Origin of the sequence: Dactylosporangium sucinum, from assembly GCF_014647515.1 — a bacterium.
Classification (GTDB): domain Bacteria; phylum Actinomycetota; class Actinomycetes; order Mycobacteriales; family Micromonosporaceae; genus Dactylosporangium; species Dactylosporangium sucinum.
Genome location: NZ_BMPI01000011.1, coordinates 145,193 through 160,694 on the forward strand (window position 1 = coordinate 145,193; position 15,502 = coordinate 160,694).

Annotated in this window: 12 protein-coding genes and 1 riboswitch; of the genes, 6 read left to right on the forward strand and 6 right to left on the reverse strand. The window is 73.5% G+C overall.

Annotation, left to right across the window (positions count from 1 at the left end; genetic code table 11):
* Window positions 1–10: 10 nt before the first annotated feature.
* A riboswitch (glycine riboswitch) is annotated at window positions 11–117 on the forward strand.
* 84 nt (window positions 118–201) lie between these two features.
* Complete coding sequence (gene gcvP, locus IEZ31_RS13825) at window positions 202–3,021, forward strand: aminomethyl-transferring glycine dehydrogenase (RefSeq protein WP_373294575.1); 2,820 nt, start codon at window positions 202–204, stop codon at window positions 3,019–3,021.
* Window positions 3,022–3,064: 43 nt separating this feature from the next.
* Here gcvP and IEZ31_RS13830 read toward each other — a convergent pair whose 3' ends face one another.
* Window positions 3,065–3,274: a DUF5999 family protein gene (locus IEZ31_RS13830; RefSeq protein ID WP_190250210.1), complete on the reverse strand. Its 210-nt coding sequence runs from the start codon at window positions 3,272–3,274 to the stop codon at window positions 3,065–3,067.
* A gap of 132 nt (window positions 3,275–3,406) precedes the next feature.
* Here IEZ31_RS13830 and IEZ31_RS13835 point away from each other — a divergent pair, with 132 nt between their 5' ends.
* Window positions 3,407–4,597: an anthranilate synthase component I family protein gene (locus IEZ31_RS13835; protein ID WP_190250211.1), complete on the forward strand. Its 1,191-nt coding sequence runs from the start codon at window positions 3,407–3,409 to the stop codon at window positions 4,595–4,597.
* On the opposite strand, the gene IEZ31_RS13840 is transcribed toward IEZ31_RS13835, so the two are convergent.
* The gene (locus IEZ31_RS13840) at window positions 4,572–5,228 is read right to left on the reverse strand and encodes a hypothetical protein (RefSeq protein ID WP_190250297.1); all 657 of its coding nucleotides are present in this window, start codon (window positions 5,226–5,228) and stop codon (window positions 4,572–4,574) included. The genes IEZ31_RS13835 and IEZ31_RS13840 overlap by 26 nt on opposite strands.
* 122 nt (window positions 5,229–5,350) lie before the next feature.
* On the opposite strand from IEZ31_RS13840, the gene IEZ31_RS13845 reads away from it, so the two are divergent.
* Window positions 5,351–6,595: an MFS transporter gene (locus IEZ31_RS13845; protein WP_190250212.1), complete on the forward strand. Its 1,245-nt coding sequence runs from the start codon at window positions 5,351–5,353 to the stop codon at window positions 6,593–6,595.
* Here the strand turns inward: IEZ31_RS13845 and IEZ31_RS13850 are convergent, their stop codons facing one another.
* Together IEZ31_RS13850 and IEZ31_RS13855 are read right to left on the reverse strand one after the other, a co-directional pair.
* Window positions 6,596–8,617: a prolyl oligopeptidase family serine peptidase gene (locus tag IEZ31_RS13850; protein ID WP_229834938.1), complete on the reverse strand. Its 2,022-nt coding sequence runs from the start codon at window positions 8,615–8,617 to the stop codon at window positions 6,596–6,598.
* Between the two features lie 4 nt (window positions 8,618–8,621).
* Window positions 8,622–10,871, reverse strand: a complete 2,250-nt coding sequence (locus IEZ31_RS13855) for a putative bifunctional diguanylate cyclase/phosphodiesterase (protein WP_190250213.1) — start codon at window positions 10,869–10,871, stop codon at window positions 8,622–8,624.
* Between the two features lie 73 nt (window positions 10,872–10,944).
* On the opposite strand from IEZ31_RS13855, the gene IEZ31_RS13860 reads away from it, so the two are divergent.
* Window positions 10,945–11,532, forward strand: a complete 588-nt coding sequence (locus IEZ31_RS13860; protein WP_190250214.1) for a TetR/AcrR family transcriptional regulator — start codon at window positions 10,945–10,947, stop codon at window positions 11,530–11,532.
* Here IEZ31_RS13860 and IEZ31_RS13865 read toward each other — a convergent pair.
* The gene (locus IEZ31_RS13865) at window positions 11,515–12,843 is read right to left on the reverse strand and encodes a dihydrolipoyl dehydrogenase family protein (protein WP_190250215.1); all 1,329 of its coding nucleotides are present in this window, start codon (window positions 12,841–12,843) and stop codon (window positions 11,515–11,517) included. The genes IEZ31_RS13860 and IEZ31_RS13865 overlap by 18 nt on opposite strands.
* Window positions 12,844–12,987: 144 nt before the next feature.
* Between IEZ31_RS13865 and IEZ31_RS13870 the strand changes: the two genes are divergently transcribed.
* Window positions 12,988–13,608, forward strand: a complete 621-nt coding sequence (locus IEZ31_RS13870; RefSeq protein ID WP_190250216.1) for a GTP cyclohydrolase II — start codon at window positions 12,988–12,990, stop codon at window positions 13,606–13,608.
* A 10-nt stretch (window positions 13,609–13,618) separates the two neighbouring features.
* Entirely contained in the window at window positions 13,619–14,077 is a 459-nt protein-coding gene (locus IEZ31_RS13875) for a MarR family winged helix-turn-helix transcriptional regulator (RefSeq protein WP_190250217.1), read from the forward strand.
* A gap of 466 nt (window positions 14,078–14,543) precedes the next feature.
* On the opposite strand, the gene IEZ31_RS13880 is transcribed toward IEZ31_RS13875, so the two are convergent.
* Window positions 14,544–15,482: an ArsR/SmtB family transcription factor gene (locus tag IEZ31_RS13880; protein WP_190250218.1), complete on the reverse strand. Its 939-nt coding sequence runs from the start codon at window positions 15,480–15,482 to the stop codon at window positions 14,544–14,546.
* Window positions 15,483–15,502 lie beyond the last annotated feature (20 nt).

Below are 15,502 nucleotides of genomic sequence, written 5' to 3' on the forward strand. Positions count from 1 at the left end.
GGGTGCCGGCAATACCCGCGCGGGAGAGATCGCCGTCCCGGAAAGGACGACAGACGGCGGCGCCGAAGGGGCAAATCCTCCCCGGAACCTCTCAGGCAGAAGGACCGCGTCGGGTTGGCACCTCTGGAGTCTGCAGTGTCTGCGACAGAGGGGGAGGAGCACCGCATCCCTGCCCCGAAAAAGACCCAGAAGAGTGTGGCTATGACGAGTTTCGCCAGCCGGCACATCGGACCCTCGCCCGACGAGCAGGACCGGATGCTCAAGACCGTCGGGTATGAATCGGTCGACGACCTGATGAGCGCGGCGATCCCCGGGTCGATCCGCTGGCACCAGGGCCTCGACCTGCCGCTCGCGGCCTCCGAGGCGGAGGTCCTCGGCGAGCTGCGTGCCCTCGCCGCCCAGAACCGGACCCTCGTGTCGATGATCGGCCTGGGGTACCACGGCACCCACACGCCGCCCGTGATCCTCCGCAACGTGCTGGAGGACCCGTCCTGGTACACGGCGTACACCCCGTACCAGCCGGAGATCAGCCAGGGCCGGCTCGAGGCGCTGCTGAACTTCCAGACCGTCGTCGCCGACCTCACCGGGCTCGACGTCGCCGGGTCGTCGCTGCTCGACGAGGCCACCGCGGCCGCCGAGGCGATGACCCTGGCCCGCCGCTCGTCGAAGGTCAAGGCCGACGTCTACGTCGTCGACAGCGACGTGCTCCCGCAGACCCTCGCCGTGCTGCGGACCCGCGCCGAGCCGCTCGGCATCGAGGTCCGGGTCGTCGACCTCACCGCCGGGGAGCTGCCGGAGGAGTACTTCGGGCTGCACCTGCAGTACCCGGGGGCGTCGGGCGCGGTCCGCGACCACGCGCAGCTCGTCGCGAAAGCCCACGACAGCCAGGCGATCGTCACCGTCGCCGCCGACCTGCTCGCCCTGTGCGTGCTGCGCGAGCCGGCCGCCATCGGCGCCGACGTCGCCGTCGGCAGCGCCCAGCGCTTCGGCGTGCCGATGGGCTTCGGCGGGCCGCACGCCGGGTACATCGCCGTCCGCAAGGGCCTGGAGCGCACGCTGCCCGGCCGCCTGGTCGGCGTGTCGAAGGACGCCGGCGGCGCCCCCGCCTACCGGCTCGCCCTGCAGACCCGCGAGCAGCACATCCGCCGCGAGAAGGCGACCAGCAACATCTGCACGGCGCAGGTCCTGCTGGCCGTCGTCGCGAGCATGTACGCCGTGTACCACGGGCCCGAGGGCCTCCGCGAGATCGCCGCCCGCACCCACGACATGGCCGCGCGGCTCGCGGCCGGGCTGCGGACCGGCGGGATCACCGTCGAGCACGCCGCCTTCTTCGACACCGTCACCGCGGTCGTTCCGCAGCGGGCCGACGAGATCGTCGAGGCGGCCGCCGCCCGCGGGGTCAACCTGCGCCGCGTCGACGCCGACCGGGTCGGGATCGCCTGCGACGAGACGACGACGTTCAGCCACCTCCGCGACGTCCTCGCGGCGTTCGGGGTCCCGACGCACGTCGACGAGGACGTCGCCGACGCCGTGCCGGCCGGGCTGCGCCGCACGTCGGGCTACCTGACCCACCCGGTGTTCAGCAGCCACCGGTCGGAGACGGCGATGCTGCGGTACCTCCGGAAGCTCTCCGACAAGGACTACGCGCTCGACCGGGGCATGATCCCGCTCGGCTCCTGCACGATGAAGCTCAACGCGACGGCCGAGATGGAGCCGATCACCTGGCCGGAGTTCGCGAACGTGCACCCCTTCGCGCCGGCCGCGCAGACCCAGGGGTATCGCCGCCTCATCTCGGACCTGGAGCGCTGGCTGGCCGAGGTGACCGGCTACGACGCGGTCAGCCTGCAGCCCAACGCCGGTTCGCAGGGTGAGCTTGCCGGGCTGCTCGCGATCCGGGCGTATCACCACGAGCGCGGCGAGGCGCGGCGGGACGTCTGCCTCATCCCCTCCAGCGCCCACGGCACCAACGCCGCCAGCGCCGTGATGGCGGGCATGCGGGTCGCCGTCGTCGCCTGCGACGAGCTGGGCAACGTCGACCTCATTGACCTCGAGCGCAAGATCGAGCAGCACGCCGACCGGCTCGCGGCCATCATGGTCACGTATCCGTCGACGCACGGCGTCTACGAGGAGGGCATCGCCGCGCTGTGCGCGAAGGTGCACGAGGCCGGCGGCCAGGTGTACGTCGACGGCGCCAACCTCAACGCGCTGCTCGGCTTCGCCAAGCCCGGCAAGTTCGGCGCCGACGTGTCGCACCTCAACCTGCACAAGACGTTCTGCATCCCGCACGGCGGGGGCGGGCCGGGCGTCGGGCCGGTCGCGGTCCGGGCCCACCTGGCGAAGTTCCTGCCGTCGCACCCGTTCCTGTCGGGCGACGCGCCGGTCGGGCCGGTGTCGGCGGCGCCGTGGGGCTCGGCCGGCATCCTGCCCATCCCGTGGGCGTACCTGCGGCTGATGGGCCCCGACGGCCTCACGAAGGCGACGGCGACCGCGGTGCTGGCGGCGAACTACGTCGCGGCCCGGCTGCGCGAGCACTACCCGGTGCTCTACACCGGCAGCGCGAGCCTCGTCGCGCACGAGTGCATCCTGGACCTGCGGGGGATCACCCGGGCGACCGGGGTGACGGTGGCCGACGTGGCCAAGCGGCTCATCGACTACGGCTTCCACGCGCCGACGATGTCGTTCCCGGTGGCCGGGACGCTGATGGTGGAGCCGACGGAGAGTGAGGACCTCGCGGAGCTCGACCGCTTCTGCGACGCGATGATCGCGATCAGGCGGGAGATCGAGCGGGTCGCGGCGGGCGAGTGGCCCGGCGACGACAACCCGCTCGCGAACGCGCCGCACACGGCGGCGGTGGTGACGGCGGATACGTGGGAGCGGCCATACCCGCGGTCGGTGGCCGCGTACCCGGCGGGCGTCGACGCGTCGGCGAAGTACTGGTCGCCGGTGCGCCGGATCGACGACAGCTACGGCGACCGGAACCTCGTCTGCGCATGCCCACCGGCGTCGGCCTTCGAGGAGTAGAAGTTACGAAGCGTAGTGGCCTGATCGCTACGGTGTGTAGCGGTCAGGCCGCCTCGACCAGGACGTGGCGGGCCGGGCCGCGGTGCGGCTCGATCACGCTGCAGTCGGGCAGCAGTTCGCCCGTGTCCTCGAAGAAGATCACGCCGTTGCACAGCAGGCTCCACCCCTGCTCGGGGTGTGCGGCCGTGACGCGTGCGGCTTCCCGGTCGGTGTCGTCGGCGGATGGACAGGCTGGTTGGTGCTGGCAGAGCATCGGGGGTCTCCGATTGAGAGGTTCAGTTGAGGCCTGTGTGGTTCTTCACATGACCAGTGATGCACGCTACTACGGCCAACGACACGATTTCGAACACGTGACGGCACAACTTGGGGATAATCCACCCTTCGTATGAGCACATTAGGACCGGTCGTCGGGTACCGGCGCGGGTCGGTGGATCTTCACCCGCCCGGGCTACCAACCGCGTGTCGCGCATATATATGGGAGCGCTCCCGGCTGGAGTGGCATTCCCGGGACGGTGGCGACCCTCTTCGATTGCTCTGCGACTTCCTGGCGTCACACGGTGTTCAGATTTCGGACTTTTCGGGTTCACCCTCCGTGACCGACCGATCGGTGTGCGGGGCGGCGGTGCTGTTGTCGCCACCCTCCGTGACCGCCTCGCCGGCCCCGGCGGTGCCGGATCTGGCGGCCGTCGTCTATGAGCACCGTCACAGTGTCGGAATGGAAGTTGCACGCCGGCCGGGGGCCGTCACGGGGCCCTGGACGCCCAGTTGGACGCCCGAGGAGCACGCGGCGGCGGTCCAGGCGGTCCGGGAGGCGATCGCCCGCGGAGACGTCTACGTCGTGAACCTGGTCGGCCACGCGAGCGCCCCGTTCTCCGGGGACCCGCGGGAGGCGCTCGCCCGGCTCGCCGGCCTTCCGGGCGCGAAGTACGGGGGAGTGCTCCACGGGGACGACTGGTGGGTCGCCTCGGCCTCGCCCGAGACGCTCGTCGAGGTGGCCGGGGGCCGGGTCACCACGCGGCCGATCAAGGGCACCCGGCCGGCCACCCCCGAGGGGCGGGCCGAGCTGCTCGCCTCCGCGAAGGAGCGGGCCGAGCACGTCATGATCGTCGACCTGGAGCGCAACGACCTCGGCCGGGTCGCCCGCACCGGCTCCGTCCGGGTCGACGAGCTGTTCGCGATCCGGCGCTGGTCCGGGCTCTGGCAGGCCGAGTCCACCGTCAGCGCCGAGCTGCGCGACGGGGTCGGCCTGGCCGAGCTCCTGGCCGCCGTCTGGCCCGGCGGCTCGGTCACCGGCGCGCCGAAACGCGCCGCCGTCGAGGTCGCCGGCCGCCTCGAACCCGTCGGCCGGGGACCGAGCATGGGGGCGTTCGGCTGGATCGGGCACGACCACACTGGGCGAGCCAGCGTGGATCTCGGGCTTTCCATCCGTACCGCCGCGATCTCCGCGAACCGGGCACACCTCTGGGCCGGCGGAGGGATCGTCTGGGACAGCGACCCGCGGGCCGAGGTGGCCGAGGCCGCCGCCAAGACGGCGCCGCTCAAGCGCGCGCTCAGTGGTGGTCGCGCCGCAGGGTGACCTGCAACGCCCGCTCCGACGGGTCGGGCTGGGCGGTGAACGACGAGAAGAGCGTGCACGACAGCGGCGCGTCGGGTGTGCGGACCGCGTGGGCGATGAGGTGCGGCGAGTCCCAGTGCACCCGCGGCAGCTCCTGGCTCGGGCCGAAGCACGCGTCGAGCTCGGCCCGGGTCAGCGCCGGCTCGGCGAACCGGATCTCCACCGTGGACAGCCCGGCCCGATCGTTCATGCACAGCTGCAGCCAGGCGGTGCCGGGCGGGCTCGGCTGCACGAAGAGCCGCCCGAAGTCGTCCTGGGTCGGCGCCGGCAGCCCCAGCAGCGCGGCCACCTCGGCGGCGTGCTCGGTCGTCACCCCGCAGATCCGCCGCGCCCACGTCCACAGCAGGTCGGTCGTCACCGGACGCGCCACGAGGTCCAGCAGGTGCGACGGCACCGGCGGGCGGCGCCACACCGGCGGCCAGTCGTCGAGGTCGACCAGCTCGGCGCCGTCCACGAGCAGCGTGTACAGCGGCTCGGCCGGGAAGTCGTTGACCCGCACGGTGAGGCTGCGCCCGTCCACCTCGGCGTGGTAGGGAAACTCGCCGTCGCCCGAGTGCTCCCACCGGATGGGAGTGACGGTCAGATCGCGCATGACGGGGATCCTCAGAACGGCAAAGCGGTCGCCGACAGCGTATGGCCTGTCCGCAAGGCCACACTTGAGGCCGGTCACAGTCGGCACACTTCGGGGAGCCCAGCCGATAGCGTCGGATCGCCATGCGCCGCTACCTGATCTGGGCCGTCGGGCTCGCCGCCTACGTCGTCGCCGTCTTCCACCGCTCCTCGCTCAGCGTCGCCGGGATCGCCGCGGCCGAGCGCCTCGGGGTCGGCACGGCCCTGCTCGCCATGCTGTCCGTGGCCCAGCTCGCGGTCTACGCCGGCATGCAGATCCCGGTCGGCGTGCTGCTCGACCGGTACGGCTCGCGGAAGCTGCTCGCCGCCGGCGGCCTGCTCATGGTGGCCGGCCAGCTGCTGTTCGCCTACGCCCACGACCTCGGCCCGGCCGTCGCGGCCCGGGTGCTCATCGGCGTCGGCGACGCGATGACGTTCATCAGCGTGCTGCGGATCGTCGCCCTGTGGTTCCCGCCGGCCAGGAACCCGCTGCTGGTCCAGCTGACCGGCATGATCGGCCAGCTCGGCGCGCTGTCCAGCGCCGCGCCGCTGGTGTTCCTGCTGCGCCAGGAGGGCTGGACGGCGACGTTCGCCGGCGCCGCCGCCCTGGGCGCCGCGGTCGTGGCGCTGGTGGTGGCCGCGCTGCGCGACGCGCCGGCCGGGGTGTCCACGGCGCCGCCCGCCGAGCTGGGGCTGCGCGACGCGTGGGCCGAGCCCGGCACGCGGCTGGGCCTGTGGACCCACTTCGTCACCCAGTTCTCCGGCTGCGTGTTCGCGCTGCTGTGGGGGTACCCGTTCCTGACCCAGGGCGAGGGGCTGTCCCCGCAGACGGCGGCGCTGCTGCTGTCGCTGCTGACCGTCGGCGGCATCGTCCTCGGGCCGCTGGTCGGGCACTTCTGCGGGCGCCTGCCGTACCACCGCTCCAGCCTCGTCCTCGCCATCGTCGGCAGCTCGGCCGCCGCGTGGGGCGCGGTGCTGCTGTGGCCGGGCCGCGCGCCGCTGTGGCTGCTGGTCGCGCTGGTGCTGGTGCTCGCCGTCAACGGCCCCGGCTCGATGATCGGCTTCGACTACGCCCGCTCGTTCAACCCCGCCGCCCGCCTCGGCGGCGCGACCGGCATCGTCAACGTCGGCGGGTTCGTCGCGTCGATCGTGCTCATCGTCGCCATCGGCGTCCTGCTCGACGTCCGGACCGCCCCGGGCGCGGACCACCCGTCGCTGGGCACCTTCAAGTGGGCGTTCGCCATGCAGTACCTCGTGTGGGGCTTCGGCGCGGCCCAGGTCTTCCGCTACCGCCGCACCACCCGCCGCCGGATGGCCGCCGCGGCCGCCCTGGCCACGGCGGCCGCCTGATCAGCGGCTGAGGGTCCGCCACAGGAACTCGAACGCGAGCGCCCACTTGAACGCCAGCTGCGCGTTGTCCGCGGCGCCGCCGTGGCCGCCCTCGATGTTCTCGTAGTACGTGACGTCCTTGCCCTCCGCGCGCAGCAGCGCCACCATCTTGCGCGCGTGGCCGGGGTGCACCCGGTCGTCGCGGGTCGAGGTGGTGATGAGCACCGGCGGGTACGGCACGGCGGCCCGCACGTTCTGGTACGGCGAGAACAGCCGCAGGTAGGCCCAGTCGTCCGGGTCGTCGGGGTCGCCGTACTCGGCCATCCAGGACGCGCCGGCCAGCAGCAGGTGGTACCGCCTCATGTCCAGCAGCGGCACCGCGCAGACGACCGCGCCGAACAGCTCCGGGTAGCGGGTCAGCATCACGCCCATGAGCAGGCCGCCGTTGGAGCCGCCCTCGATGCCGAGCTGCGCGCGGGTGGTGATGCCCCGCTCCACCAGGTCGGCGGCGACGGCGGCGAAGTCCTCGTAGGCGCGGGGCCGGTTCTCGCGCAGCGCGGAGCGGTGCCACTGCGGGCCGTACTCGCCGCCGCCGCGGATGTTCGCCACCACGTACGTGCCGCCGCGGGCCAGCCAGCCGCGGCCGACGATCGCGCTGTACGCCGGGACGCGGGACACCTCGAAGCCGCCGTAGCCGCTCAGCAGCGTCGGGCCCGGCCCGGCCTCCGGGCGCCCGACGACGAAGTAGGGGACCTGCGTGCCGTCGGCCGACGTGGCGAAGAACTGCCGCGTCGTGATGCCCTCCGCGTCGAAGTACGCCGGACCCTGTTTGAGGATCGTCGGACCCTCGCCGCCGAGGACGCCGTGGCGCAGCGTCGGCGGGAGCGTGAACCCGCTGGACAGCAGCAGATACTGGTCGTCGGTGTCGGCGTTGGTGTTCCACACGTCGGTCTGGCCGAGCTCGCTGCCGAGCACGGTCCGCCGCCACTGCCCGTCGTCGTGGGTGAGCAGCTCCAGGCGGCTCTGGACGTCGGCGAGCAGCACGAGGACGAGGCCGTTGCGGGTCCAGTCGGCGTAGCTCAGCGACGTGTGCGGGTCGGGGGTGAACAGCACGGTGAGGTCGCGCCCGCCGGCCAGGTAGTCGTCGAGGTTCGCGACGAGCAGCGAGCCCGCCGGGTGCGTCGCGCCGGCGACCTCCCAGTCGGTGCGGACCCGGATGAGCAGCCACTCGCGGTGCACGTCGACGCCGGCGTCGTCGGGCACGTCGAGCTCGGTGAGCGTGCCGTCGCGCAGCAGGTGCCGCCTGGCGTGGAAGAAGTCGGTCGAGCGGCGGATGACCGCCCGGTGCCCGGGCGCGGACGGGTCGGTCGAGGCGCGCACGGAGACGTCGTCGGCCTCGCCCTCGAAGACCAGCTCGGCGTCGGCGAGCGGGGTGCCACGCTTCCACCGGCGCACCTGCCGCGGGTAGCCCGACGACGTCATCGAGCCGGGGCCGGTGTCGGTGCCGACGTAGATGTGGTCCTCGTCGATCCAGCTGACGTCGCTCTTGGCCTCCGGCAGGGTGAAGCCGTCGGCCACGAACTGCAGCGCGACGAGGTCGAACTCGCGCACCACGGCCGCGTCGGCGCCGCCCCGCGACAGCGAGACCAGGCAGCGCCGCTCACCCGGGCGCAGGTAGTCGGCGCCCTGCCAGACCCAGTTCTCGCCCTCCGCGGCGGCGAGCGCGTCGAGGTCGAGGACGGTCTCCCAGCGCGGCTCGGGGGCGCGGTACTCCTCGAGGGTGGTGCGCCGCCACAGGCCGCGCGGGTGCTCGGCGTCCTTCCACAGGTTGTAGACGCGCTCGCCGTGCCAGGCGATCATCGGGATGCGGTCGTCGGCGTCGAGGACGGCGCGGATGCCGTCGCGCAGCCCGGCGAACCGATCATTGCCGGTCAGGGCCTCGGTGGTCTCGGCGTTGCGGGCTCGGACCCAGGCCAGGGCCTCCTCGCCCGCGACGTCTTCCAGCCAGAGGTACTCGTCGTCCCGGGTGATCGTTTCCGTCATCCGATCAGTCTGACCGAGCGGGGACCCGTTCGCCCACCCTGTCCCGTTCGAACCGCTCGGCGGGTACCGCCCTGCCCCACAGCCAGCCCTGGGCCAGCGGCACGCCGAGCGACACGAGCACGTCCCGCTGGGCCTCGGTCTCGACGCCCTCGGCGACGACCGACAGGTGCAGGGCGCTGCTCATCGCCACCACCGCCCGGACGATCTCCTCGTCCTCGGCGCTCGCGCCCAGGCCGCTGACGAACGACCGGTCGATCTTGACCCCGGTGACCGGGTGGCGCCGCAGGTACCCGAGGGCCGAGAACCCCGTGCCGAAGTCGTCGACGGAGATCCGCACGCCGAGCGCGCGCAGGTCGACCAGCACCCGTTCGGCGAGGTCGCTGCCCTCGATCATGACCGACTCGGTGATCTCCAGCACCAGGCTGGCCGGTGGTACCCCGGCCTGCCGCAGGGTGGCGGCGAGCCGCTCGGCGAACGCGGCGTCGCCGAGCTGCCGCGGCGACACGTTCACCGAGAGCCAGAAGTCCTCGTCCACGACCCCGCCGGCCCGCCAGCGGGCCAGCTGCCGCACCGACTCGCGCAGCACCCAGGCGCCCAGCGCGGAGATCAGGTTGGAGTCCTCGGCGACGGCGATGAACATGTTCGGGCCGAGCCAGCCGCGCACCGGGTGCTCCCAGCGGACCAGGGCCTCGGCGCCGGCCGGTCGGCCGCCGGGAAGCTCGACGATCGGCTGGTACGCGATGCTGAGCTGCTCCTGGGCGACCGCGGCGCGCAGCGCGACCTCGATCTCCAGGCGCTCGCGCACGGCGTCGCGCATGGACGCGTCGAAGACTGTCCAGCGGTTGCGGCCGGCCTCCTTCGCGCGGTACATCGCCGTGTCCGCGTCCCGCATGAGGGACTCCGCCCGGTCCTGGTGGTCCGCCCGCACGATGCCCATCGAGGCGCCGACGACGACGTCGGCGGTGACGCCCTCGGCGGTGACGATGACCAGCGGCCGCTCGATGCACTCCATGATCCGGCGGGCGTCGGCCATCGCCTCCGGCTCGGTGCAGCGCTGCACGACCACGAACTCGTCCCCGCCGACCCGGGCGACGGTGGCGGTCTGGGGCAGGGCGTGGCGCAGCCGCGCGCCGACGTCGACGATGAGGCGGTCGCCGGCGTGGTGGCCCCAGGAGTCGTTGACCAGCTTGAAGCCGTCGAGGTCGAGGTAGAACATCCAGACGTCGTGGTCGCCGGGCTCGGTCAGCAGCCGCTCGACCATGATGGCCAGCATCCGGCGGTTCGGCAGGCCGGTGAGCGGGTCGTGGGTGGCCTGGTGCTCGAAGCGCCGCTGCGCCGCCGCGTGCTGCTGCACCGCGTCGGAGGCCCGCACCAGCAGCAGCGCCACGATGGCCGCCCCGCCGGCCCCCAGGATCAGCCGGGACGCCCGCGACTCGTGCGCGAGCAGGACGGTGAGCAGGAACGGTACCGCCACCGCCGGGCCGATCACGAGCATGCGCCGCGCCGACCAGGCCTGGATCGGCAGCGGGGTGGCCTGGCTGAGCACCTTCGCCGTCGGGTGCAGCGCCGCCGCCCCGCCGAACGTGAACGCCAGCAGGAACGGCAGGTCCATCAGCGGCGTGCCGACCACGTCCCCGTGCCGGCCGATGATCGCGTACCCGACGTCGCCCACGAAGATCAGCGCCATCATCGCGCCGATGAGCAGGAACGCCGGCTGCCGGACCGCGGTCGTGAACGCCAGGTTCGCCACGAGCAGCACGGTGACGGTGTCCAGCAGCGGGTACAGCCCGGCGAGCACGGTGACGACGACCGGCCGGCCGGGGATCGCCAGGGCCGGCTGCACGAACAGCAGCAGCGAGGCGACGACGCTGCCGATGCACACGATGAGCCCGTCGAGCAGCGCGTGCCGGTCCATGCCCCAGCGGGTGAGGAACGCCAGGATCCCGGCGATCAGCCCGGCGAACCCGAGCACCGTGAACAGGTCGCCGAGCTGGGCCAGCGGCGGCGGCTGCCCGACGAGCACCCCGCGCACGATGATCCCGGTCAGGAAGCAGATCCCGGCCGCGGTGAGCAGCCGCCACGGCCGCCGCGGGTGGACGTTGTGCAGGCGCGGGCCGAACGCCCAGGCCGTGACGCAGGCGCCGCCGACCACGGCGAAGGCCAGGGCCGGCACCACGCCGAGCGCGTAGAGCACGGTCGAGCCGCCGCCCAGGGCCAGCTGGGCGATCCACAGCCGGTCGCGCCGCCACCTCACCCCGGTTCGATCGGCGCCCGGCGTGTCAACCTGAACATTTTGCGTGTCACGCAGTGTTTGTAGGCTGGACATCATGGGGCTCCGCGAGCGCAAGAAGCAGGCCACGCGCCAGGCCCTCGCGCTGACCGCCCTGCGCCTGGCCGTCGAGCGCGGCTACGACCGCGTGCTCGTCGAGGACATCGCGGCCGAGGTGGGCGTGTCGCCCCGCACCTTCAACAACTACTTCGGCGGCAAGGCCGAGGCGATCTGCGCCCTGGCCGTGCACCGCTCGGAGCGCATCGGCGACGCCCTGCGGGCCCGGCCGCCCGGCGAGCCGCTGTGGACCGCGCTGCGCGAGGCGGTGCTGAGCGAGCTCGGCTCCGGCGGCGTGCCGGCGGACGTGCCGGACCGGGTCTGGATCGCCGGGCTGCGGCTGGTGGTCACGACGCCGGCGATGCAGGGGGAGTACCTGCGCGCGCAGGCCGCCACCCAGGACGCCCTGGCGGCGGCGATCCGCGAGCGCCTCGGCGGCGCGCAGCCGGACGACCTGCTGCCCGAGGTCCTGGGCGGCGCGGTGGCGGCGGCCTGCGGGGTGGCGATGCGGCGCTGGCTGTGGTCCGACCCGCCGGCCGACCTGGGCGACCTGCTGCGCCGGGCGCTGTCGTTACTCGAGCGCGCGTAGCGCGTCCTCGATGCCGCGGTGGAACGTCGGGTAGGCGTAGATCATGCTGCGGAGCCGGTCCAGGGGGACCGCCGCGTGCACGGCCACGGCCAGGGCGGACAGGACCTCGCCGCCGACCGGCCCGGCCGACGTGGCGCCCACGAGCACGCCGCCGGCGGCGACGAGCTTGATGAAGCCCTCATTGCCGGCCTTGTGGATCCAGCCGCGGGCGGTCGACGGCACCTGCGTGATCCCGGTCCGCACGTCGAGCCGGCGCTCCCGGGCCTCGGCCTCGGTCAGGCCGACCGCGCCGATCTCCGGGTCGAGGAAGGTGACCCGCGGCGTGGCCCGGTAGTCGGCCGGCGGCCCGTCCTGGCCGAGGATGTCGCGGACGGCGATCCCGGCCTGGTACATCGCCATGTGCGTGAACGCCCCGTGCCCCGTGACGTCGCCGACGGCCCACACCCCGTCGCCGGCCCGCATGCGCTCGTCGACGGTGATGAACCGCTGCCCGTCGAACCCGAGCCCCGTGAGCACGTTGGCCCTGCGCCCGGTGGCGACGAGGAGCCGCTCGGCGGTGACGCCGGGCCCGTGCAGCGTGAAACCCGTCCCGTCGTGGTCGACGCGGTCGACCTTCGCCCCGGTGTGGACGGTGACCCCGTCGCGTTCGAGGGCTTCCCGGGCGAGCTTCGACGACTCGGGCTCCTCGACGGCGAGGAGGCGGTCGAGCGCCTCGACGACGGTGACGCGCACCCCGAACCGGGCGAACGCCTGCGCGAGCTCCAGCCCGATGGCACCCCCGCCGAGCACGGCGAGCGACTCCGGCAGCGTCTCGGTGCGCAGCGCCTCGCGGTTGGTCCACAGTGGAGTACCGTCCAGGCCGTCGATCGGCGGGATGGCCGGCTCGGTCCCGGTCCCGATGACGAGCGCCCGGCCGGCGGTGAACTCACGCCCGTCGACCGCGACCGTGCGCGGCCCGGTGACGGTGGCCCACCCGCGGACGAAGATCCCGCCCTTCCCGGTGAACCGCTCGACGGCGACCGTGTCATCCCAGTCGTCGGTGGCCTCGTCGCGGATCCGCTTGGCGACGGGCCCCCAGTCGGGCGTGCCGCTGCTGCTCCCGGCGAGCAGCGGAATCCGCCGCCCCTCGGTGAGCGCGTTCGCGGCCCGGATGATCATCTTGCTCGGCACGCAGCCGTAGTACGGACACTCGCCGCCGACGAGCCGCCCCTCGATCCCGACCACCCGCAGGCCCGCCTCGGCCAGCTTCCCGGCGACCTCCTCGCCGCCGACGCCGAGCCCGACGACCACGACATCCACCTGCTCCGCCATGCGTCTCACCCTAGTCGTCGAGGGTGCCGCCGGCCGTTCGTTGCGCCGGGCCCCGTGTGAGTCAGGTCATGCGGCGGTTTGTTGAAGTTTCAAGATCCGCGCGCGATGCTGGTCCGTGAAACTGCAACAACTGGGGGGCGGGTCATGGCCGAGGTTCGGACGCGGGTCAGCGTGCCGGTGCGGTTCGCGGACGGGTACTCGGCGACCGCCGAGGTGTTCACCTTCACCGGGCTCGCCGACGGCAAGGAGCACCTCGCGCTCGGGCTCGGGGACTGGCGGGCCGCGGCGGCTGAGGGCAGGGCGCTCGTCCGGCCGCACAGCGAGTGCCTGACCGGCGACGTCTTCGGCAGCGAGCGGTGCGACTGCGGGCCGCAGCTGCGGGAGGCCGTGGAGCGGATCGCCACCGCGGGCGGGCTGCTGCTGTACCTGCGCCAGGAGGGGCGCGGCATCGGGCTCTACGCGAAGCTCGACGCCTACGCGCTGCAGGACGCCGGGCTCGACACGTACGAGGCCAACGTCGCCCTCGGCCGGGGTGAGGACGAGCGCGACTACACCGCCGCCGCGCAGATGCTCGAGGCGCTCGGCGTCGACCGGATCCGGCTGCTGAGCAACAACCCCGACAAGGCGCTGCAGCTCGACGCGCTCGGCATCGGCATCGTGGAGCAGGTGGCGACGGGCGTGCACCTGTCGCGGGCGAACGTGCGGTACCTCACCTCGAAGCGCGACCGCACCCGGCACACCCTCGAACTCCCGCTCGCAGGCTGATGATGGTCCCGTGACGGACGAACCGCGCTGGCTCAGCGGCCCCGAGCTGCGCACCTGGCTGAACCTCACCCAGGTGCTCATCCAGCTGCCGGCCGCCCTCGACCGGCAGCTGCGCGACGACACGGGCATCCCGCACGCGTACTACCAGATCCTGGCCATGCTCAGCGACAGCCCCGGCCGGTCGATGCGGATGACCGACCTGGCCCGGGTCGTGGGCACCACGACGAGCCGCCTGTCCCACGCCGTGGCCAGCCTGGAGCAGCGCGGGTGGGTGCGCCGCAGCGCCTGCGTCACCGACCGCCGCGGCCAGGTCGCCGAGCTGACGGGCGAGGGCATGACGGCGCTGGAGGCGGCCGCCCCGGGCCACGTGGCCGAGGTGCGCCGCCTGGTCTTCGACCACCTCACGCAGGACGACGTCGACCGCCTCCGCGAGATCACCGCCAAGCTGCTGCCCGCCCTCGGCGAGTGAGCCGCCGCCGCGCTCCCCGCCGTGGCCGGCAACGCCGAAGCTCCGCTCCCGGCGACACATCCCTTCGCCCGGCAACCGGCAACCCGGCCGACGTTCCTGGCTGACGCCCGGACGTAAGCCGCCGCAGCGGCTCATGATCGAAGGAGACTTCTGGCTGTCATGGCGACCAGAAGTCGCCATCGATCATGGGCAAGGCCCCCAGTCGTTGCCCAGAACAACCGCAACCCCCAGGGGTCGGGCAGTCGGAAGTATCCCGGCGAGACCGGGCGGGATGCGGCCGGGCGGGTCGACGAGCCGGCTCAACGCTTAGATGCTGGTCGATACACCCTCAAGTTGATCTCGAAAAGCGATGGTGGATCGACCAACATCTCTGGGGGAGCGCGACGAAGCTAGCGCAGCACCCGCCGCCACCGACCGAACAGCCGGGCGGGGCCGGGCGGGGCCGAGTGGGCCGGCCGAGACCGCGCTAACCGAGGTCGTGGAGGCGGTCGCCGAGGTCGGTGCGGCGGTACAGCAGGCGGCGGCCCGACCGGGCGGCCACGACCAGGCCGGCGTCGCGCAGCGCGGTCAGGTGGTGGGACGCCGTGGCCGGGGCCAGGCTCAGGGCCGCCGCCACGTCGCCCGTGCTCGACGGGGCGGCCAGCAGCGACAGCACCGCCGCCCGCGTCGCGCCCAGCACGGCGGCCAGCGCCGCCGGGGGCGGGAACGGGGCGGCCCACAGCGCGCCGTAGGCCGCCGGCGGATACCACAGCGCCCGGCCCGCGCCGGACTCCATGACCCACGCGTGCGGGCCGGCGAAGCCCGACGGGAGCAGCGCCAGGGCGTGCCCGTCGAGGGACCACGGCGGGTGGTCGCCGTCCTTGAGATAGTCGAGGCGCAGCGCGTCGGGGTCCCACCGCAGGCGCGGGTGGAGGCCGTCGAGCAGTGACCGCGGGCCGTGCGCGGCCGTCAGCTGCGCCCGCGCGGCGATCTCCGCCTCCGCGGCCGACCGCAGCCGGGGCCAGACCGGGGCGACCGCGATCCGATGGTACCGCTCGATCTCCCGGACCAGCGAGTCGAGCACGCCGGCCGGGTCCGCCGACGGTACGCCCGCCGCCGCGAGCTCGGCCTCCACGCGGGCGAGCGGCGTCGCCGCGATCCGGCGGAGCTCCTCGGACAGCCGGGGGCGCGGCGCCGACGGCACCGGCGTCAGGAAGTCGGGCACCACACCGGTCGGCGGGTCCAGGACCGCCCAGAAGGTGCCGAGCCCGGCCCGCGCCACGTCGGCGGCCACGCGTTCGCGCCACGCGGCGAACGGCCACGCCGTGCCCCGCAGCCCGAACGTGCTCGTCACCACCTCCGCCATCGGGGAGTGCGCGAACCGCACGCCGAGCAGGTCGGCGGCGGTGAGTTCGAGCCGTTTCACGGATCCATTCTCGCCGGTCC